18 protein-coding genes are annotated in these 19415 nt (G+C 75.4%); 6 read left to right on the forward strand and 12 right to left on the reverse strand.

Annotation, left to right across the window (positions count from 1 at the left end):
- Positions 1 to 9: 9 nt before the first annotated feature.
- From MJ876_RS06485 to MJ876_RS06495, 3 genes are all read right to left on the reverse strand, one after another.
- A complete protein-coding gene (locus tag MJ876_RS06485) occupies positions 10 to 1887 on the reverse strand; it encodes a GAF domain-containing SpoIIE family protein phosphatase (RefSeq protein ID WP_240235410.1) in 1878 nt (625 codons plus the stop codon).
- Positions 1888 to 1970: 83 nt separating this feature from the next.
- Positions 1971 to 3479: a fused MFS/spermidine synthase gene (locus MJ876_RS06490; protein ID WP_240235411.1), complete on the reverse strand. Its 1509-nt coding sequence runs from the start codon at positions 3477 to 3479 to the stop codon at positions 1971 to 1973.
- A gap of 196 nt (positions 3480 to 3675) precedes the next feature.
- A complete protein-coding gene (locus MJ876_RS06495; protein ID WP_240235412.1) occupies positions 3676 to 4041 on the reverse strand; it encodes a nuclear transport factor 2 family protein in 366 nt (121 codons plus the stop codon).
- Positions 4042 to 4156: 115 nt separating this feature from the next.
- Between MJ876_RS06495 and MJ876_RS06500 the strand changes: the two genes are divergently transcribed.
- Positions 4157 to 5035 (forward strand): LysR family transcriptional regulator, encoded by an 879-nt coding sequence (locus MJ876_RS06500; RefSeq protein ID WP_240235413.1) that lies wholly within the window; start codon positions 4157 to 4159, stop codon positions 5033 to 5035.
- Positions 5036 to 5267: 232 nt separating this feature from the next.
- Here MJ876_RS06500 and MJ876_RS06505 read toward each other — a convergent pair whose 3' ends face one another.
- Both MJ876_RS06505 and MJ876_RS06510 read right to left on the reverse strand, forming a co-directional pair.
- On the reverse strand, positions 5268 to 6305 hold the full coding sequence (locus MJ876_RS06505) for an alcohol dehydrogenase catalytic domain-containing protein (RefSeq protein ID WP_240235414.1): 1038 nt from the start codon (positions 6303 to 6305) through the stop codon (positions 5268 to 5270).
- Positions 6305 to 6790 carry a MarR family winged helix-turn-helix transcriptional regulator gene (locus MJ876_RS06510; protein WP_240235415.1) on the reverse strand — a complete coding sequence of 162 codons (486 nt, stop codon included), beginning with the start codon at positions 6788 to 6790 and terminating at the stop codon, positions 6305 to 6307. The genes MJ876_RS06505 and MJ876_RS06510 overlap by 1 nt, the downstream gene beginning before the upstream one ends.
- Positions 6791 to 6867: 77 nt before the next feature.
- On the opposite strand from MJ876_RS06510, the gene MJ876_RS06515 reads away from it, so the two are divergent.
- Positions 6868 to 7722 (forward strand): dioxygenase, encoded by an 855-nt coding sequence (locus tag MJ876_RS06515; protein WP_240235416.1) that lies wholly within the window; start codon positions 6868 to 6870, stop codon positions 7720 to 7722.
- Between the two features lie 24 nt (positions 7723 to 7746).
- Here MJ876_RS06515 and MJ876_RS06520 read toward each other — a convergent pair whose 3' ends face one another.
- From MJ876_RS06520 to MJ876_RS06540, 5 genes are all read right to left on the reverse strand, one after another.
- A complete protein-coding gene (locus tag MJ876_RS06520; RefSeq protein ID WP_240235417.1) occupies positions 7747 to 8127 on the reverse strand; it encodes a hypothetical protein in 381 nt (126 codons plus the stop codon).
- A gap of 86 nt (positions 8128 to 8213) precedes the next feature.
- The gene (gene eutC, locus MJ876_RS06525) at positions 8214 to 8969 is read right to left on the reverse strand and encodes an ethanolamine ammonia-lyase subunit EutC (protein ID WP_240235418.1); all 756 of its coding nucleotides are present in this window, start codon (positions 8967 to 8969) and stop codon (positions 8214 to 8216) included.
- On the reverse strand, positions 8966 to 10384 hold the full coding sequence (locus MJ876_RS06530) for an ethanolamine ammonia-lyase subunit EutB (RefSeq protein WP_240235419.1): 1419 nt from the start codon (positions 10382 to 10384) through the stop codon (positions 8966 to 8968). Before MJ876_RS06530 ends, eutC begins: the two co-directional genes overlap by 4 nt.
- Positions 10385 to 10411: 27 nt before the next feature.
- Positions 10412 to 11842 (reverse strand): ethanolamine permease, encoded by a 1431-nt coding sequence (gene eat / locus MJ876_RS06535; protein WP_240235420.1) that lies wholly within the window; start codon positions 11840 to 11842, stop codon positions 10412 to 10414.
- 97 nt (positions 11843 to 11939) lie between these two features.
- Positions 11940 to 12980 (reverse strand): glycosyl hydrolase family 18 protein, encoded by a 1041-nt coding sequence (locus MJ876_RS06540; RefSeq protein WP_240235421.1) that lies wholly within the window; start codon positions 12978 to 12980, stop codon positions 11940 to 11942.
- A 101-nt stretch (positions 12981 to 13081) separates the two neighbouring features.
- Here MJ876_RS06540 and MJ876_RS06545 point away from each other — a divergent pair, with 101 nt between their 5' ends.
- Together MJ876_RS06545 and MJ876_RS06550 are read left to right on the forward strand one after the other, a co-directional pair.
- Positions 13082 to 14155, forward strand: coding sequence for an FAD-dependent oxidoreductase (locus tag MJ876_RS06545; RefSeq protein WP_240235422.1), 1074 nt, complete (start codon positions 13082 to 13084; stop codon positions 14153 to 14155).
- Positions 14156 to 14207: 52 nt separating this feature from the next.
- Positions 14208 to 14453: a hypothetical protein gene (locus MJ876_RS06550; protein WP_240235423.1), complete on the forward strand. Its 246-nt coding sequence runs from the start codon at positions 14208 to 14210 to the stop codon at positions 14451 to 14453.
- Between the two features lie 34 nt (positions 14454 to 14487).
- On the opposite strand, the gene MJ876_RS06555 is transcribed toward MJ876_RS06550, so the two are convergent.
- Both MJ876_RS06555 and MJ876_RS06560 read right to left on the reverse strand, forming a co-directional pair.
- Positions 14488 to 15534, reverse strand: coding sequence for a zinc-binding dehydrogenase (locus tag MJ876_RS06555; RefSeq protein ID WP_374202460.1), 1047 nt, complete (start codon positions 15532 to 15534; stop codon positions 14488 to 14490).
- An 8-nt stretch (positions 15535 to 15542) separates the two neighbouring features.
- On the reverse strand, positions 15543 to 17084 hold the full coding sequence (locus tag MJ876_RS06560) for an NAD(P)/FAD-dependent oxidoreductase (protein WP_240235425.1): 1542 nt from the start codon (positions 17082 to 17084) through the stop codon (positions 15543 to 15545).
- Positions 17085 to 17124: 40 nt separating this feature from the next.
- On the opposite strand from MJ876_RS06560, the gene MJ876_RS06565 reads away from it, so the two are divergent.
- Together MJ876_RS06565 and MJ876_RS06570 are read left to right on the forward strand one after the other, a co-directional pair.
- The gene (locus MJ876_RS06565) at positions 17125 to 18195 is read left to right on the forward strand and encodes an AraC family transcriptional regulator (protein ID WP_240235426.1); all 1071 of its coding nucleotides are present in this window, start codon (positions 17125 to 17127) and stop codon (positions 18193 to 18195) included.
- Positions 18196 to 18384: 189 nt separating this feature from the next.
- On the forward strand, positions 18385 to 19359 hold the full coding sequence (locus MJ876_RS06570) for an AraC family transcriptional regulator (protein ID WP_240235427.1): 975 nt from the start codon (positions 18385 to 18387) through the stop codon (positions 19357 to 19359).
- Positions 19360 to 19415: the final 56 nt, after the last annotated feature.

A 19415-nucleotide genomic window follows, 5' to 3' on the forward strand; every position in this document is an offset into this window, starting at 1 on the left:
CGGAGGTCCTCAGCCGCCGTCCAGGCGGACAGCCAGCACGGCGACGTCGTCGGTGTGCCCGGAGGGGAGCATCGCGGCCAGCAGGCCGTCGACCATCTCGGCGAGCGGCCGACCCGCGAGTCCCTCCACCGCGTCGCAGAGACGCTGGAGACCGGCGTCCAGGCTCTCCCCGCGGCGCTCCACGAGCCCGTCGGTGAACAGCAGCAGGGTGCTGCCGGGGGCCAGGTCGCGCTGCTGCTGCATCCGGCGCCGCCCGTCGCCGCCGAGCCCCAGCATGAGCCCGTGGGCGGGCAGCAGCAGGGGGCTGCCGTCCGGCTCGACCAGCAGCGCGGGCGGGTGGCCGGCCGCCGCCCAGGTCAGGCGTCCTCCGCCCTCGGGCCGTGAGCGCAGCCGGCAGACGACCGCGGTGGCGCTGACGTCGAGCCGGAGGCGGTCGACGGCGAGGTCGACCTCGTCGAGCAGGGCGCCGGGCGAGGCGAACGCCGTGACCCCGAGGCCGCGCACCATGCTGCGCAGCTGGCCCATCGCGGCGGCCGCCGCGACGTCGTGGCCGGCGACGTCGCCGACGACGAGCATCGTCGTCCGCTCCCCCAGCGCGAACGCGTCGTACCAGTCACCGCCGACGTGGGCGGCGTCGGTCGCGGGGGCGTAGCGGGCCTCGACCGTCGCCCCCGGCGGGGTGACCGGCGGCGTGAGCAGGCTGCGCTGCAGCTCCTCGGACGCGCTGCGGTGCCGCAGCAGGTCGCGCCCGTGGCCGAGGACGACGGAGGTGCGGCGCCCGATGTCGAGCGCGGCGGCGGTCTCCGCCTCGGACAGCGGCGGGCGACCCGCCCCCCGGGCCAGGGTGATGGTCCCGTCGACGCGCCCGCGGCTCGCGATCGGCACCACCACCACCGACGTCGGGTCGAGCGTCGTCAGCGCGTCCAAGGCCTCCTCGGAGCGCAGCGTGGCCCGCGCGACGGCCAGGACGTCCGCGCTCACGACGTACGGCGTGCTGCCCTCGAGGGTGGCGAGCGAGCCCACCGGCTCGGTGCGGCCGACGAGGCGGTGGCGGGCGAACGTCTCGGTCACGCCCAGCAGGCCCGGGTCGCGGTGCCACCACCCGACGTCGCGGGGTGCGCCGTGGTCGTCGAGCAGCGTCACCACCGACCAGTCGGCCAGCGCCGGGACGGTGAGGCGGACCAGGCTGCGGACGGCGTCGTCCGGCTCGAGGGAGGCGGTCAGGGAGTCGCTCGCGGAGGCGACCAGCGCGACCAGCGCCTCGGTGTGGTCGCGACCGACGGCGTGGAGGGCGGCCTGGGCCTCGTTGCGCTCGGCCTCGGTCGCGCCTCGCTCGAGCTCGGCCGCGACCGCGTCGGCGACGTCGCGGACCATGGCCACGTCGTCGTCGCCCCAGTCGCGGGGCTCCTCGTCGTACACGCAGACGACGCCGACGGCCCGCCCGAGGGAGTCCAGCAGCGGGACGCCGAGGTAGGACCGCACCGACGCCGGGGCGTCCGCACCCTCCCCGAGCATCGCCCGGGTGGCGTCGTCCTCGTCCGCCACGTCGCGCACCAGCAGCGGCCCGCCCCGCGCGGCCACCCGGGCGCAGACGGTCGCGTGGCGCTCGAGCGGGGGCGCGTCGAGGAGGCCGGCGGCGAGACCGTGGCCGCCCACCACGGTGGTCCGGGTGTCGACCAGGGAGACGTGGGCCGACGACGTCCCCGCCACGTGCGCGGCCAGCGCGGCGAGCCGCGCGACGACCGGGTTGTCCGTCCCCGCGGGCAGCAGGCGCCGGACGGCGGCGCTGCGGGCGGGGTCGTCGAGGTCGACGTGGGTCTGCGCGGCGGGAGCCGGGCGCACCCCGCGACGCGTGCCAGTGCCCGTGCCCGTGCGGCTGCCGCCCATGTCGACGCTCCCGACCCTCGTGGTCCCCGCGGTGCGCGCCGCCACCGGCCCGCCGCGGGCGTTCATCGTAGGGGGCGGCCGGCTCAGCCCGTGGGGTAAGGCGTGAGCAGCTGGTCGGTCGGCGCGAACTCGTCGGTGAGCAGGACGGCGTCGCCGGTCCACCGCGCGAGCTCGTCGCCGGTGGCGACCGCCCAGCCGGTGTCGCGGGCCTCGAGCGCTTCGGACCAGGCGTCGAGGTCGAGCGGCGCGTCGGAGGCCAGCACGACGAGGTTGCCGCCCTCCTGCCCGGCGAGCGCGGCGGGCGTGGCGGCGAGGGCGACCTCGTCGAAGACCGTGGACAGGGTGCGGACCTCGGCCCGCGCGAAGTCGAGGGGACCGTGGTCGATGAGGTTGGCGACGTAGACGCCGTCGTCGGCGAGGGTCCGGCGGACGTCGAGGAGGGCCTCGCGGGTCGTCAGGTGCCACGGCACGCTCACCCCGCCGAAGGCGTCGCCGACCACGACGTCGTGGACGCCGCTCGGCTGCTCGCGCAGCCCCAGGCGGCCGTCCTCGACGCGGACCTCGACCCCCTCGGGGTCCAGGTCGAGCCGCTCGGCGTCGATCCGCACGACGCCCGGGTCGACCTCGGAGACCACCGAGGTGGTGCCCGGGCGGGTGGCGGCGAGGTAGCGGGGGACGCTCAGCGCCCCGGCGCCCAGGTGGTACGCCGACAGCGGCTCGCCGGGCGGCCGGAAGGTGTCGAGGACCCCCGCGACGGCCCGGACGTAGGCGAAGTCGAGCGCCTCGGGGTCGGCCTCGACGGACGAGTTGCGCACGCCGTCGAGCACCAGCAACGTCGCGTCCGGGTTCTCGGGGTCCGGCTCGAGCTGGGCGCAGTGGTACGTCGTCTCCACGTCGCAGCCGCCCGGCGCGACGGGGAGGACCAGGCCGCCGGCGACGACGACCAGGGCCGGTACGAGCACGCCGCGGGCACGCCGCACGCCCCAGCCGACCGCGAGCGCGGCGACGACGAGCAGGACGCCGAGCCCGACGAGGATGCCGCTGACCGGCACGGTGCTGACCAGGACGAACCCCGTCACCACCGTGCCGACGATGGCCCCGGCCGTGCCGATCCCGGACAGCCGGCCGACCACGGTGCCGGTCTCGTCGAGGCTGCTCAGGCGCAGCTTGGTGACCATGGGCGTCACCGCCGACAGCAGCGCGCCGGGGACGAAGATCGTGGCCGCCGCAGCCGGCAGCAGCAGCGCGCCGTCCCCGGTGGCGCCGGTGGCCCGGACCGCGACCGGGGTCAGCGCCACGACCGCCCCGGACACCGCGAGCAGGGGCGCGAGCGTCCTGCGGGGGTCCACGACGTCCGCGGCACGGCCGCCGGCCCACGACCCGACCGCGATCGCGGTGAGGGCGATGCCGATGACGATCGTGTTGGTCTCGAGGGTGAGCCCCAGGTACGGCGCCAGCAGCCGCAGGGCGACGAGCTCGACGACGAGCACGGCCGCGGAGGAGCCGAAGACGAGCGCGGCCGCGGCCCACTCGCCCAGGCCGGGTGCCGGGTGGGCGCCGCCGTCGGGGCCGGTGCTGCTCTCAGAACTCACCGCCCGATCCTGGCACCCCCACAGAATCCTCTGGATTCGCTCAAGGGGCTAGGTGGAGTGGACAGCCGTTCGCATACTGGAGGAGCCGCCGCAGTGCGGCGGGCAGGGCCCGCCGGGACCAAGGTCCGCCCCCCGGTCGTGGTCCCGGCGGCAGCCCGGCCCCCGGGTCGCGTGACCGACGACCTCCGCCGCTCCCTCACCCTGCCGCCAGCACGCCGCGCGGGTCGAAGGCGACGCGCACGGCCGTGACGAGGCCGTCCTCGACGTGGGTCCAGTTCGCCGTCGGGGCGGGCTCAGCGACGGTGGTCCGCAGGTCGAACCAGGTCACGACGTCGGGTCCGTCGACGAGGCGCAGCCGGACGTCCAGCCCCTCCAGGATCGCGCCCATCCCGACCAGGCCGGCCACGCAGGCGTCCGCGCCGCGCAGGCTGGCGAGCGGGCCGTCGAAGGTGACGTCGTCGGCGAACAGCGACCGCAGGGTGTCGGCGTCGCGTGCCTGCCACGCGGCGAAGTAGGTCTCGGCGACCTCACGGGTGGTGCGGGGCTCCGGGCTGCCGGTCATGGTGCGCTCCCTCTCTGGTGGGTCCCGCTCTCGCGGGTGTCGGTCGCACCCACTCTGCGCCGGTCCTCGCCATCGCACCAGCAGATGAGAGTGATGTGACCTAGCATCACCAGTGATGAAGATCCACCAGCTGCGCTACCTGCTCGCCGTCGCCGACGCCGGGTCCTTCACGGCCGCCGCCGAGGCGCTGCACGTCGCCCAGTCCGGCGTCTCCGCCCAGGTGGCGAAGCTCGAGCGAGAGCTCGGGGTGGGACTGCTCGAGCGGCTGCCGCGCGGCGTCGTGCCGACCGACGCCGGCACCGCCGTCCTCGCAGCGACGCGGACGGCGCTGGACGCGCTCGACGCGGTCTCGGCCACGGCAGGACGGCACGGGGGCCTGCTGGCCGGCCGGGTCCGGCTCGGCACCGTGCGCGGCGGCGCGATGTCCGTGGTCACCGGCCCCCTCGCGAGCCTGGCGCGCGACCACCCCGGCGTCGAGGTCGTCGTCACCGAGGACGGCTCCGAGGCGCTCGCCGACGACGTCCGGGAGGGCCGTCTCGACCTCGCCCTCGTGGGGTGGTCCGGCGACCCGCCCGCCGGCCTGGAGTCGACCTCCCTCGGGGAGGACGCCCTCGTCGCCGCCCTCGGGCCGAGGCACCCGCTGGCCGCCGGCCGTGGTCGGTTGACCCCGGCGCGCCTGGCGTCGGCCTCCGTCCTGGCGCTGCCCCGGGGCACGGGCGCGCGCGCCGCGCTGGACCGCGCGTGCGCCGCCGCCGGTGTCGGGCTCCGGATCGCCGTCGAGGCGGGCGATCCCGCCACGCTGGCCGCCCTGGCGCGCCAGGGGCTCGGTGCCGCCGTGCTGTCGGAGCGCACCGCGGCGGCGTACGCCGACGGCCTGGTCGTCCGGCCGGTCGCGACCACGGCGACCTCGCACCTGGGTCTCGTGCACCGGGCGGCGCCGACGCCCGCCGCCGCGGACCTGCGCGCCCGGATGCTCGCCGTCGCCGACCGCTGACCTGTGCCTCCCTGTGACCCAGGTGAGAACTGTCTGGCAAGTCCCCGAAATCCCTGGTGTGGACGCGGTCGCGGGTCTCTACTGGAGTCAGGACGCGCTTCGAGCGCCCAGTGGGAACGGCCCGCGATCCGAGTCCGCGGTCGCCGGACCCGCCACCGGTTCGCCGGCCTGCCACCGACGGGTGGCGGGCCGGCGACCATCTCCCGGCCCGGCCGGCCCCGGCGGCCCCGGCTCAGGGCCGCAGCACGGTGATGCCGGCACCACGGCCGGGCGCGTCGAACGCCATCATCGCCGCCGGGGCGTGCGCGAGACCGACCTCGCGGGTCACCAGGCGGGTCGGGTCGAGGGTGCCGTCGCCCACCGCCGCGAGCAGCCAGTCGTACTCGGGCGCGGGCATCCCGTGGCTGCCGAGGACGACGAGCTCGCGGGCCACCACGAGGTCCATGGGCACGAGCGGCTCGGCGTCGTCGCCGAGCAGCAACCCGACCTGGACGTGACGCCCGCGCGGCCGCAGCGACCGCAGCGAGGACCGCAGGACGCCGGCGGACCCCACGGCGTCGAGGGACACCGCCGCTCCCCCGCCGGTCACCTCCCGGACCGCCTCGACCACGTCGTCGTCCCCGGTCGGGTCGAGGGTCACCTCCGCCCCGAGCTCGACGGCGAGGTCGCGGGCGGCCCCGTCCGGGTCGACGGCCAGCACGCGTGCCCCCAGGGAGTGCGCGACCATGACCGAGGAGAGGCCGACGCCCCCGCAGCCGTGGACGACGACCCAGTCGTCGAGCGAAGGCCGTCCGAGGCGGCGCACGGCCCGGGCCGCGGTGGCGAAGCGGCAGCCGAGGGCCGCCGCCGCGCTCATCGACACGGCCTCGGGCAGCCGCACGAGGTTCGCCTGCGCGGCGGGGACGGCGACCAGCTCGGCCCAGGACCCGTCCCGGGTGAAGCCGGGCTGCTGCTGGTGGGGGCAGACGTGCAGCTGCCCGCGAGCGCAGACCTCGCACCGCCCGCAACCCAGGACGAACGGCACGGTCACGCGGTCCCCGACCGACCAGCCGGCGACCTCCGGGCCCACCTCGGCGACCGTGCCGGCGTACTCGTGGCCGGGGACCATCGGGAGCGGGACCGGGTCCCTGCCGCGCCACGCGTGGTGGTCGCTGCCGCAGACGCCGGTGGCCTCGACCCGCACCAGGACGCCGTCCGCGGGGCAGGCCGGCTCGGGGACGTCACCCAGCCGCGGACGCTCGCCGTAGGCGAAGTAGCGGACGGCACGCATCAGGACCTCACCTCGATCGGGTCGCCCAGGCGGGCGCTGATGCGGGCCAGGCACCGGGTGAGTGCCGGGAGGTCGCCGGGCTCGAGGTCGTCGAGCACCAGCTCACGGACGTGCTCGACGTGGTCGGGCGCGGTGCCGCGCACCAGGTCGCGGCCCTCCTCGGTGAGGATCGCGACGGTGCGGCGTCCGGGGCCGGGCACCCGCTCGCGGCGCACCAGCCCGCGTCGCTCGAGCCGCGACACCACGTGCGAGAGGCGCGACAGCGAGCCCGACGCGAGACCGGCGAGGTCGCTCATCCGCAGGGTGCGGTCGTCGGTCTCCGACAGCATCGCCAGCACCGTGTACTCGAAGAACGTCAGCCCGGCCTGCTCCCCCAGCCGGGCGTCCAGGGCGGCGGGCAGGCGCATGAGCGTGCCGACCAGCGCGAGCCAGGCCTCCCGCTCCTCGGGGTCGAGCCAGCGGGGCGTCGTCGGAGGCGCAGTCACGGGCCCATCCTCACTTGAAACGTCAAGACGGCTCAACTACTGTTGTTGACACCTCAAGTAATCCGATCGGAGACACCGTGACCGCGCCCCTCGCCGCCTACGAGTCCTTCCTGCGCACCGACGCGCCGCGCACGCGCGACCAGCGCGCCTGGTCGGAGGACGACGGCGCGCTGCCCGCGCTGTTCCTCTCCCACGGCGCGCCCCCGTTGTACGAGGACGCGCACTGGATCTCGCAGCTGTTCTCGTGGTCGGTCTCGCTGCCGAAGCCTCGGGCCGTGCTCATCGTCAGCGCGCACTGGGAGTCCGCACCGCTCGCCCTCTCCTCGTCCGCCGCCGCCACGCCGCTGGTCTACGACTTCGGCGGGTTCCACCCGCGCTACTACCGCTTCTCCTACGCCACGCCCGACGCGTCGTGGCTCGCCGACCAGGTCACCGCGCTGCTGCCGGACCGCGAGCCCGTGCACACGACCGGCCGCGGGCTGGACCACGGTGCGTGGGTGCCGCTGTCGGTGATGTACCCCGACGCCGACGTGCCGGTGATCCAGATGTCGATGCCGACGCACGACCCCGCCCGGCTCACCGACATCGGACGCCGGTTGCGTTCGCTGCGCGAGCAGGGGGTACTGGTGGTCGGCTCCGGCTACGGCACCCACGGCCTGCCGTTCCTCACCCGGGAGATGTTCGTCGACAACGTCGTCCCCGGCTGGTCCAGCGAGTTCGACGCCTGGACCGCCGAGGCGCTCGCGGACGCCGACTGGGACCGACTCACCCGGTACGCCGAGGCGCCGGGCATGCCGTACGCCCACCCGACCGTCGAGCACTTCACGCCGATGTTCGTGACCCTCGGCGCGTCCTCCGGTCCGTCGGTGCCGACCACGGTGATCGACGACTACTCGTTCGGCCTGTCCAAGCGGTCGTTCCAGATCGCCTGACAGGGGCGCCCGCCACCGGGCGGCTCAGGACGTCGCCTCGACCTCCGACACCGACCCGGACGCCGCTCCCCAGTGGGCGTGGACGGCGGCGACGGCCTCGCCGGGCGGGGTGCGGGCGCTCTTCACGAGGGCGTCGAGGCCGGGCTCCCCGCGACGGGCGCAGTCGGCCGCGAGGGTGTCGAGCACCCGGCCGACCCCGACCGCCGGGTAGGGCAGCCCGAGGTCGCGCACGAGCGCGCCGTAGGTCGTGGTCCCGCCGTCGCGGGCCAGCGCCACGAGGTGCGCGCGGACTCGGGGCAGGCAGGCGTGGGCCTTCTCGCTCACCGTGAGGGTGTGGCCGGAGGCGGTCTCGAACGTCTCCCCGACCACCAGTCGGGGCGGGTCGGACTTCTTCGTCGTCGTCATCCCCCGAGGCTGGCAGCGTCGGCGGGGTCGCGTCGGCGCCCGTGCACAGGCCCCCCACCCCCGACGACCTGTGGACGGGAACCGGCTCAGGCGGTGAGCTCGGAGCCGGAGGTGTCCTTCAGGTCGACCCCCGAGCGGCCGAGCTCGTCGGCACCCACCACGAGCGCGGCCGCGACCCGGGCGGCCGCGGCGTACGACAGCCCGTCGGGCGGGTGGACGTTGGAGATGCAGTTGCGCTCGGAGTCCGCGCGGCCCGGCCGCGGGTGCATCGTCAGGTAGACGCCCAGGCTGTCCGCGACCGAGAGTCCCGGGCGCTCCCCGATCACGACGAGGACGAACCGCACGCCGAGCGCCTCGCCCACGTGGTCGCCGAGGGCGACGCGCGCCTGGGTGGCGACCACGGGCCGGGCCAGGCTGCGGCCCTCCAGGGCCTCCGCCAGCGCCCCGAGCAGGGCGGCCCCGTGGTCGGTCACGGCGCGCGAGGACAGCCCGTCGGCCAGCACCAGGGCGACGTCCGCGCCCTTCTCGACACCCTCGAGCGGCTCCAGGGACCCCGGCCGGCGGCCCCAGTCGGGACGGCGGAGGTAGTCGCCGCGGGTCTCCGCCCGGCTGGTCAGCAGCACGGGCTCCCCCAGCCCGAGGTCCGCGACCTCGGCCGCGACGCGGTCGACGTCCAGCGGCTCGTGGACGGCGTCGCGCGCCGCGGCGTGGGCGGTCGCGAACTCCAGCACGCGCCGGGTCGGCAGCGAGTTGCCGGCCCGGCCGAGGCCGATCCGCGCCTGGGTGGTCCGGCGCAGCGCGGCCCAGGGGTCGCGCGTCGCGGCCGGCTCGGAGGCGCTCACGAACCGGCTCCCGACGCGATCCCCAGCAGCGGGGAGGCCGCCAGGTCGACGGCGAGCACCCGGCCGTCGGCGTCCGCCATGCCGAGCCCCGCAAGCCACGCCTCGAACTCCGGGGCGGGGCGCAGGCCGAGCGCCTGCCGGACGTACAGCGCGTCGTGGAACGACAGCGACTGGTAGCCCAGCATCACGTCGTCCGCGCCGGGGACGGCGATGACGAACGCCGCGCCGGCGACCCCCAGGAGGGTGAGCAGGACGTCCATGTCGTCGGAGTCGGCCTCGGCGTGGTTGGTGTAGCAGACGTCGACGCCCATCGGCAGGCCGAGCAGCTTGCCGCAGAAGTGGTCCTCGAGCCCGGCGCGGATGATCTGCTTGCCGTCGTAGAGGTACTCCGGGCCGATGAACCCGACGACGGTGTTGATGAGCAGCGGCTCCAGTGCGCGGGCCAGGCCGTACGCCCGCGTCTCGAGGGTCTGCTGGTCGACGGGCTTGCCGCCCGTGCCCAGGTGGGCGTCGGCCGACAGCGCCGAGCCCTGGCCGGTCTCGAGGTAGAAGACGTTGTCGCCGACCGTGCCGCGGCCCAGCGACCGGCCGGCTTCGTTGGCCTCGAGGAGCATCGGGACGGTGACGCCGAAGCCCCGGTTGGCCCCCTCGGTGCCGGCGATCGACTGAAAGACGAGGTCGACGGGCGCGCCCTGCTCGATCAGGTCGACGGTGGTCGTCACGTGCGAGAGCACGCACGACTGCATGGGGATCTCGTAGCGCTGCCGCATGTCGTCGAGCAGCCGCAGCAGGTCGGACGTCGTCCGCGGCGAGTCGGTCGCCGGATTGATGCCGATCACCGCGTCCCCGCAGCCCATGAGCAGGCCGTCGAGGGTCGCCGCGGCGATCCCGGCGGCGTCGTCGGTCGGGTGGTTGGGCTGCAGCCGGGTGGCGATGCGCCCCGGCAGGCCGATCGTGGTCCGGAACCCGGCGCGGACCTCGGCGGCGCCGGCGACGAGGACGAGGTCCTGGTTGCGCATGATCTTCGAGACCGCCGCGACCATCTCGGGGGTCAGGCCCGGCGCGAGCGCGGCGTACGTCGCCGCGGCGTCCGGGGTGGTCGCGACCTCGAGGAGGTGGTCGCGCAGGTCGCCCACGGTCAGGTGCGAGACCGCCGCGAACGCCTCGGCGTCGTGCCGGTCGAGGATCAGGCGGGTGACCTCGTCGTCCTCGGCCGGCACGACCTGCTCGTCGAGGAAGGTCGTCAGGGGCAGGTCGGCCAGCACCCAGGCGGCCGCCGCCCGCTCCGCGTCGGTCTCGGCGGCGCAGCCCGCGAGCTGGTCACCGGAGCGGAGAGGGGTCGCCCGGGCCATGACCTCGACCAGCCCGTCGAACGCGTACGTCGTCCCCGCGACGCTCTGCTTGCGGATCGGCATCGATCCCGCCCTCCGGTCGGCCGGGCCTCAGCCCAGCTCGGACTCCGCGGCCGCGAGGGCGGCGAACTCCTCGTCGGGGGAGTTCGCGACCAGGCGGTGGCGGCTGTAGAGCCCGAAGTAGAGCAGGAACGCGGCGAAGGTGGCCAGGCACCAGAGGGCGGCCACCGGGTCGACCAGGAAGGTCCCGATCACGGCGAGGACGGCGACGACCAGCGCGAAGCCGGTGGTCACGACGCCGCCCGGGGTGCGGTAGGGGCGCGGCATGCCGGGCTCGCGGACCCGCAGCACGATGTGGCTGACCATCATCAGCACGTAGCTCAGCGCGGCGCCGAAGACCGCCATGTTGAGCAGCAGCGCCCCCTGGCCGGTCAGCGACAGCAGGAAGCCGATGACCCCGGGGACGACGAGCGTCAGCACGGGGGCGCGGCGGCGGTTGGTCACCGACAGCGAGGTGGGCAGGTAGCCCGCGCGGGACAGGGCGAACAGCTGGCGGGAGTAGGCGTAGATGATCGAGAAGAAGCTGGCGACGAGCCCGGCGAGGCCGATGTAGTTGACGACGGTCGCGGCCGTCCCGCCGCCCAGGGCCTCGACCAGCGGGTTGCCGGACGCCGACATCGCCTCGGCGCCGCCGGCGCCCGTGGCGAGCACGAGGGTGAGCGCGCAGGTCGCGAGCAGCACGACCATCGCGGCGATGATGCCGCGGGGCACGTTCCTCTCCGGGGCCGCGGTCTCCTCGGCGGCGAGCGGGACGCCCTCGATGGCGAGGAAGAACCAGATGGCGAACGGGATGGCCGCCCAGATGCCGAGGTAGCCCAGCGGCAGGAAGTCCGACGCCCCGGCGGCGTCGGTGGGCGCGATGTCGACGAGGTTGGCGGCGTCGAACTCGGCCAGCGCGGCGACGCCGAAGACGACCAGGCCGAGCAGCGCCACCGACGTGACGACGAACATCACCTTGAGCGCCTCGCCGACGCCGGCGAGGTGGACGCCGATGAACAGCAGGTACGCCGCGGCGTACACCCACCAGCCGTCGGTGATGCCGAACAGGCCGAGCGACTCGACGTAGGCACCGATGAATGTGGCGATCGCGGCGGGCGCGATCGCGTACTCGATGAGGATCGCCGTCCCCGTCGCGAACCCGCCCCACGGGCCGAGGGCGCGGCGGGCGAAGGTGTAGCCGCCGCCCGCGGCGGGCAGCGCGGACGACAGCTCCGCCATGCCGAGCACCAGCGCGAGGTACATGCCGGCGACGATCACGACGGCAATCAGCAGGCCCCCGAAGCCACCCTCGGCGAGGCCGAAGTTCCAGCCGGAGTAGTCGCCGGAGATGACGTAGCTGACGCCGAGCCCGGCGAGCAGGACCCAGCCCGCCGTGCCCGTCCTGAGCGTGCGCTTCTCGAGGTAGTCGTCGCCGGCGACCTGTCCGGTGGCCTGGGTGGGTGCGTGCTGCTGGTCGACCATGGTGTGCCTCCTGGCATCGACCCGAGAGGGGTGGGGGCGACGCTAGACCTCCCGTGTTGCGAGCACGTTGCGTCGCGCTGTGGGCCCCGGCCCGGTCTCAGCCCAGCGGGTCCGCCGAGCCGAGGCGCCAGAGGGCGACGCCGTGCATCCCGAGCCGCTCCGCGAGGGCGACGCGGGCGTCGTACGAGCGGGCGTCGGACCACCACAGGACGGTGCCGTTGCTGAGCCTCGCCGACCACTCCGCGTGCTCCCGGCTCCAGCGGGCGGTCGCGCCGTCCTTCTCGACCAGGTTCCGGGCCTGGGCGACCGTGACGCTGCGCCCCGTCCCCCTCCGCGGCCAGGTGTAGCCGTAGCCGGCGATGCCGAGGTCGAGCTGGTCGGCGGGGACGAAGCGCGAGGCCACCTCGACGGCGTCCTCCTGCCACCCCACGGGGCCGATCGGGCCGGGCTCGGACCAGGTCGGGCCGGAGTAGTCGTAGGTCATGAGCACGACGACGTCGACCAGCCGGCCCAGCGCCTCGAGCTGGTAGCCGTTGTTCCGGTAGCCCCGCGCGGAGCTCGACGCGGACACGTCGATCGACAGCGTCATGTCCGTCCCGAGGGCGTCGTCGAGCGCGCCGGCGAGCTCGACCAGCCCGCCCGCGTCGGTCCTCGGCACCAGCTCGAGGTCGATGTTCACCCCGCCCCAGCCGCCGTCGCGGGCGAGACCGGCGACCTGGGCGGCCACCGCGTCGATCCTGTCCGGGCTGCTGAGCAGGCGGTGCGCGGCGACGGGGTCGAACCCGCCCTTCGCGTTGCTGTAGTTGCTGAGCAGCAGCTCGGTGGCGAGGCCGTGGCCCGCCGCCTTCGAGCGGACCCGCTCCATGTCGTCGGACGGCGGGTCGACCGCGGCGCCGGAGGGTCGCAGGCCCACCGCGGCGACCGTGACCGTGTCGAGCGCTCCGGCGTCTCGGGTCAGCTGCCCGGTGCGCAGGCTGCCGAGGGCGAAACCGGTGACCGCCAGGCCCTCCTGCTGCTGGGCTCGGGCCGGTGCGTCGGCCGAGGCCGAGGTGGCGAGGGCGGGGGCTGCCGCGAGGACGACCGTGGTCGCGAGAGCGACCAGCCGGCGAGCGACGGTCGGGAGGGAGGAGGTCTGCACCCGAGGAACCTACGACCGTCGGCGGCCGTGCCACCTGTGAATCGGGTCCCCGGTCTGGACCGGGCCGGGACTAGCGCGACCCGTGGCGGCGTTCATCCGGCGTGGAGACCTACGACGCCGTCGTGATCGGGGCCGGCCAGGCCGGTCTCTCGGCGTCGTACCACCTGCGGCGGCTGGGGCTGCAGCACGTCGTCCTCGACGCCGACGACGCCCCCGGCGGCGCCTGGCGGCACCGCTGGGACTCCCTGACGATGGACGACGTCCACGGCGTCGCCGCGCTGCCGGGCACCGAGCCGCCGCGGGCCGCCGGTCGGGCCAACGAGGTGGTGCCGGCGTACTTCGCCGACTACGAGCGCCGCTTCGACCTGCCGGTCCTGCGTCCGGTCGCCGTGGACGCCGTCACCGACGACGGCGAGGGGTCGCTCCTCACCCGGGCCGGGGCGCGGACCTGGCGCTCGAGGGCCCTCGTGAACGCCACCGGCACCTGGACGCGGCCGTTCGTGCCGACGTACCCGGGCATGGCGACCTTCCGCGGCCGGCAGCTGCACACCAGCGACTACGACGGCCCGGCCTCGTTCGCCGGACGTCGGGTGGTCGTCGTGGGCGGCGGCGCCTCGGCCGTGCAGCTGCTCGGCGAGGTCGCCCCGGTCGCGGCGGCGACGCTGTGGGTCACCCGCCGTCCGCCGGTGTGGCGCACCGACGACTTCGACCGCGAGGCCGGGCGGGCCGCCGTGGCGCTCGTCGAGGAGCGGGTGCGGCGCGGGCTCCCGCCCGCGAGCGTCGTCAGCGTCACCGGCCTCGCCCTGCGCGACCAGGAGCGGGCCGCCGAGCGGCTGGGCGCCTACCGGCGGCGTCCGGTGTTCGACCGGGTCGTCCCCGACGGCGTCGCGTGGGACGACGGCACCACCTGGGACGCGGACGTCATCCTCTGGGCCACCGGCTTCCGTCCGGCCGTCGCCCACCTCGCCCCGCTCGGGCTGCGCTCGCCGCGGGGCGGCATCCGTCTCGACGGCACCGCGGCCGTGGCGGACCCTCGGGTGCAGCTCGTCGGCTACGGCCCCTCGGCGAGCACGATCGGGGCCAACCGGGCCGGCCGCGCGGCCGCCGTGGCGGTGCGCGACGCGCTCGCGGCGGCAGGCCCGGCGCCGGTGGCGGGGGCGTCGCGGGGCGCCTGACCACTTCGCGCAACCCCCGATATCTGGAAGGTGCAAGCACTAGCGTTCGGGCATGGCCCGTCTCCCTGTCCAGCGCGACGACCTGCCCGGGTCGTGGTGCCTGGACGCGCTCCTGGCGGGCATGCTCCTCGCCGCGAGCGCGGCCTGGGCCGGGGTCCTGGCCGGCGGGGCCGTGATGGTCGACCTGACGCTCGCCGGGTCCTTCCTGGTGGCCTCCCTGGCCTTCGCGTGGCGAGCGGTGCGGGGCCGGCGGCGCGAGCACCGGCGTCCCGACCGCTGGGACCGCTGGGACCGCTAAGCCCGTCGAGTCCGTCGAGTCCGTCGATGGGCCCCTACGGCCTGACGAGGATCCGGACCGGGCTGCCCTCGCGCTCGCGGAGGCGCCGGATGCCCTCGCCGACGTCCTCGAGGTCGACGACCCCGCTGATGGACCGCGACAGGTCGAGGCGACCCGTCGAGATCAGCCGGGCGAGGACGCCGACGTCCGCGACGCTGTAGCCGAGGTGGCCACGCGCCTGCTTGCGGCTGAGGTTGAACACCATGCTCATGCCGAGGCCGAGGTCCTCACCGCTCATCCCCACGCCGACCACCCGGCCGCCGTTGCCGAGCGAGGCCAGGGCCTGCTCGAACGTGACGGCGAGGCCGACAGCGTCGAACGCGGCGTCGAGGCCGACGCCACCGGTGACGTCGAGGATCTTCGCGGGCAGGTCCGGGTCGCGGGAGTCCAGCGCGAGGTCGGCGCCCAGGTCGAGCGCGCGCTGCCGCACCGTCTCGTCGAGGTCGACGGCGACGATGGGCGTCGCGCCCATCAGCCGCGCGATCTGGACGACGTGGGTGCCGACTCCGCCCGCGCCCCAGACCCCGACGGACTCCCCCACCCGCAGGTCGGCGGTGTGGACGACGGCGCCGTACGGCGTGGAGACGGCGTCGGCCAGGATCGCCGCCTGCTCCATGGAGACGTTGTCGGGGATCCGCGTCAGGCCCGCCGCCTGCGCGAGCGTGTACTGCGCCCAGGCCCCGTCGTACGCGAAGGCCATGAGCTGCAGGGCCGTGCACCGGTCGTACTGGGCGCGGCTGCAGTGGACGCACCGCCCGCAGGGCCTGCCGGCGGCGGGGACGACTCGGTCGCCGACCTCCCAGCCCACGACGCCGTCGCCCAGGGCGGCGATGGTGCCGGAGGCCTCGTGGCCCTGGGTGATGACCGGCGGCCCCATCGCGGGGAAGGTGCCGTCGAGCAGGGACAGGTCGGAGTGGCAGATGCCGCAGAACGCCACCTCGAGGAGCACCTCGCCCGGGCCGGGCTCCGGGACCGGCACGTCGGTGACCTCGAAGGTCAGGGTGGTGGTGTCGAGGCGCTGGGCCCGCATGGTGCTCGGGATCGAGCTCATCAGACGGCCACCCTCTCGTCGTGGGCCCCCGCGTCCGCCCCGGCCGGCAGGTCGGCGTGCGCCGTGGTCCGCAGGTCGCGACGCAGGTTCGCGCGCATCGTGGTGAGCGAGTCGAGGACGTAGTTCTGCCGGACCCGCCACGGCCCCGAGTCGCCCTGGCGCGGGAAGGCGTCGATGGAGCGCTGGACGTAGCCCGCGGCCAGGTCGAGGAGCGGACGCTCGGCCAGGTCGCGGTCGGGCGCCGGCTCCACGGCGGCGAGGTCGTGGCGGCCCATCCAGGACAGGACCTTGCACACGAGGCGGTGGGAGAGGTCGGCGCGCAGCGTCCAGGAGGCGTTGGTGTAGCCGATGCAGACCGCGAAGTTCGGGACCCCGGTCATCATCGCGCCCTGCCAGACGAACTGCTCCGACAGCGGCACGCGCTCGCCGTCCACGTGGGGCTCGATCCCGCCGAACGCGAGGAGCTGCAGGCCGGTCGCGGTGACGACGACGTCCGCCTCCAGCACGCGGCCCGAGCTCAGTCGGACGCCCTCGGGCACGAAGGTCTCGATGGTGTCGGTGACGACCTCGGCGTCCCCGGACTTGATCGCCTTGAAGAAGTCCGCCCCCGGGGCGGCGCACAGTCGCTGGTCCCACGGGTCGTACGACGGGGTGAAGTGGTCCGCCACCATCTGCTCGTCGCCGAGGACCTTCGTCGTCAGGCCCAGCAACAGCTTCCGCGCCCGGCTCGGGTAGCGCTGGCAGAACTGGTAGAAGGCCGTGCCGAACGCGATGTTCTTGCCCCGGACCAGCGTGTGCGCGAGCCCGGCGGGCAGGTGGTCGCGCAGCCAGTCGGCCTTCGGGTCCCGGCTCGGGACGGCGCTGATCCAGGTGGGGCTGCGCTGCAGCATCGTCACGTGGGCGGCCCGGCCCACTCCCGACGCCTCGTCGTCACGCACCATCGACGGCACGAGGGTCACCGCGGTGGCGCCGGAGCCGATCACCACGACGCGCTTGCCCGCGTGGTCGAGGTCGGCGGGCCAGAACTGCGGGTGGACGACGGTCCCGGCGAACTCGTCGAGTCCCGGCAGGTCGGGGGTGTATGTGTTCTCGTAGTCGTAGTAGCCGGCGCAGGAGTAGAGGAAGCCGCAGGTCATCGACACCTGCTCGCCGTCGCGCTCCAGCGTGAGGTGCCAGCGGGCCTCGTCGGTGCGGAAGTCGGCGGCGACGACCTTCGTGCCGTAGCGGATGTGGGCGTCGACGCCGGTCTCGGCGGCGGTGTCCTGGATGTAGCGCAGGATCGTGGGGCCGTCGGCGATCGACTTCTCGTCCGTCCACGGCCGGAACTGGTAGCCGAGGGTGAACATGTCGGAGTCCGAGCGGATGCCGGGGTAGCTGAAGAGGTCCCAGGTGCCGCCCAACGCCTCGCGGGCCTCGAGGATCAGGTAGTCACGGTCCCCGACCTCGGTCTGGAGCCGGTAGCCGGCGCCGACGCCGGACAGGCCGGCTCCCACCACGACGACGTCGACGTGCTCGGGCAGCGGGGTGCGGGTCTCGGTCATGGCTCCATCGTCCCGCCGAGCGGGTGGACGGTTCTTGATCGTGCGCGACAAACCGTTGATCCTGGGCGACATGCCCGTGATCCGCTCCGCCGGTCTGCGGGGGTTCCGCACCGTGGTCGAGACCCTGGGCGGGGACGCCGACGACCTCGCCCGGCGCGCCGGCCTCGACCCCGCCGCCCTCGGCACCGACGAGGACCTCGTGGACGACGTCGCGGTGGCCACCGCACTCGAGCTGGCGGCGGGTGAGCTCGGGCGGCCCGACCTCGGGCTGCTGGTCGCCGAGCACCAGGACCTGTCGATGCTGGGCGCCCTCGCCCTCGCCGTCCAGAGCTCGGCGACCGTCGCCGACGCCCTCGAGTGCACCTCGCGCTACCTCTTCGTCCACGCGCCGGCGATGCGCATCAGCGTCGTCGCCGACCCCGAGGGCGCGGCCGGGGTGGACGGGTTGCGCTACGACCTCACCCCGCCCGGCGTCCCGCCCCCGCCGCAGGGCACCACCCTCAGCCTCGGCACGCTCCACCGGGTCATCCGGTCGCTGGTCGGCGGCACGTACGGCCTGCGGACCGTCGACCTGCCCCACCCGCCGGTGGCGCCGCGGTCGACGTACGAGGAGTTCTTCGGCGCGCGCGTGCGCTTCGACCGCCCGGTCGCCCTGCTGCGGCTGCCGAGCAGCCTGCGCGCCCTGCCGCTCGCCGGCCGCGACGACACCGTGCGCCGGGTCGCCCTCGACTACCTGGCACGCCAGGTACCGGCCCCGGGCCAGGACCTCACGCCCCGTGTCCGCGGCGCGGTGCGGCAGCTGCTGGGCACGACGGCCCCGGAGGTCGGGGTGGTGTCGCGCCTGCTCGACCTCCACCCCCGGACGCTCCAGCGCCGCCTCGCCGACGAGGGCACGAGCTTCACCGCCGTCACCGACGACGTCCGCCGCCAGGAGGCCAGGCGCTACCTGACGACGACCGACCTCCCCCTCGCCCGGGTCGCGCGGCTCGTCGGCGTCGCCGACCAGGCCGTGCTCACCCGCCTGGCCCGTCGGTGGTGGGGCAGCACCCCCGCAGCCGTGCGACGTGACGCGCGCAGCAGCACCGGTCGGTCCGTTGCGTCGGACGGATGAGGGACCGACCAGGACGGATATCGATGCCCGCCCACGCTCCCTAGCCTTTCCCCTGGCCCGGCCGGGTCCCCCCCTCCCGGCCGGGTCCGCGAGGCCCCGGGCCCCGGTCGGCCGACGCCGGCAGCAGTGGGATGATGCAACGACCCCCGGCCGGGACCGGCCACGTCGACGAGAGCCCCGCCTCCTGCCATGCCCGCCCTGCTCCAGCGTCACGCCCGACTGCGGACCTCCGACCTCGACGAGGCCCGACGTCGGATCGGCGAGGTCTACTGCTCCCACCGGCTCGACGCCTCCCCCCGTGGCGGCGAGCTCGACGTCGTGCACAACCTGGCCCGGGTCGGCGACGTCGGCGTGCACTACCTGCGCTACGGGACCGAGGCGCACATCGCACCGGAGCCCCTGACCGACTTCTACATGGTCCTGGCGCCGCTCGCCGGCCGCGCCAGGGTGACCTCCGGTGACGAGGTCGTCGTCTCGGACCGCCACCGCGCCTCCCTGCTGTCGCCCGGCCGGACCGTCGACATGTCGTGGTCGCCCGACTGCGAGCAGCTCCTCGTCTACCTCCCCCGCGCGCTCGTCGAGGCCGCCGCCCGCCCCACGCCCGACCTCGGTCCGACAGCGCCGGTGCGCTTCGCGGCGGGCGTGGACCTCGACTCCCCGTCGGTGCGCGGGTGGTGGCGGCTCGTCCACCTCGCGGTGGACGAGCTCGAGCTGGGGGGCGGCCTGCTCACCTCCGACCTCGCCGCCCAGAGCCTTCAGCAGTCCCTGGTCGTCGGCCTGCTCGCCGCGCAGCCGAACGACAGCACCCTCGCGCCGGAGCGCGCCGAGCCGCGGGTGGCCTCGCTGGCCGTCCGGACGGTCCGTGAGCTGATCGAGTCCCGCCCCGAGCACCCGTGGACGCTCGCGGACCTCGCGGCCCAGGCCCGGTGCGCGCCGCGCACCCTGCAGCTCGCCTTCCGTCGCGAGCGCGGCCAGGGCCCGATGGCGGAGCTGCGCGCCGTCCGCCTGGCCCGGGCCCACGCCGACCTCCTCGCGGCCGACCCGCGCACCGGCACGGTGACGGAGATCGCCGCGCGCTGGGGCTTCTTCCACCTGAGCCGCTTCGCCGCCGCGTACCGGGCCCGGTACGGCCTGCTGCCGTCGGAGGCCCTCGGCCGCGACTGACCCGGGGTGGCGCTCCCCCGCGGGACGTCGTACCGTGTTGATGGAACGAAACGGTT

Origin of the sequence: Nocardioides sp. CFH 31398, from assembly GCF_022436705.1 — a bacterium.
In the GTDB taxonomy this organism is placed as follows: Bacteria; Actinomycetota; Actinomycetes; order Propionibacteriales; family Nocardioidaceae; genus Nocardioides.

Bases quoted from the DNA above. Each gene is read 5' to 3' on its own strand.
- eat (WP_240235420.1), bottom strand. From the start codon at position 11,842: ATGGTCGACCAGCAGCACGCACCCACCCAGGCCACCGGACAGGTCGCC.
- MJ876_RS06500 (WP_240235413.1), top strand. From the start codon at position 4,157: ATGAAGATCCACCAGCTGCGCTACCTGCTCGCCGTCGCCGACGCCGGG.
- MJ876_RS06520 (WP_240235417.1), bottom strand. From the start codon at position 8,127: ATGACGACGACGAAGAAGTCCGACCCGCCCCGACTGGTGGTCGGGGAG.
- MJ876_RS06560 (WP_240235425.1), bottom strand. From the start codon at position 17,084: ATGACCGAGACCCGCACCCCGCTGCCCGAGCACGTCGACGTCGTCGTG.
- MJ876_RS06550 (WP_240235423.1), top strand. From the start codon at position 14,208: ATGGCCCGTCTCCCTGTCCAGCGCGACGACCTGCCCGGGTCGTGGTGC.
- MJ876_RS06530 (WP_240235419.1), bottom strand. From the start codon at position 10,384: ATGCCGATCCGCAAGCAGAGCGTCGCGGGGACGACGTACGCGTTCGAC.
- MJ876_RS06570 (WP_240235427.1), top strand. From the start codon at position 18,385: ATGCCCGCCCTGCTCCAGCGTCACGCCCGACTGCGGACCTCCGACCTC.
- MJ876_RS06505 (WP_240235414.1), bottom strand. From the start codon at position 6,305: ATGCGTGCCGTCCGCTACTTCGCCTACGGCGAGCGTCCGCGGCTGGGT.
- MJ876_RS06485 (WP_240235410.1), bottom strand. From the start codon at position 1,887: ATGGGCGGCAGCCGCACGGGCACGGGCACTGGCACGCGTCGCGGGGTG.
- MJ876_RS06495 (WP_240235412.1), bottom strand. From the start codon at position 4,041: ATGACCGGCAGCCCGGAGCCCCGCACCACCCGTGAGGTCGCCGAGACC.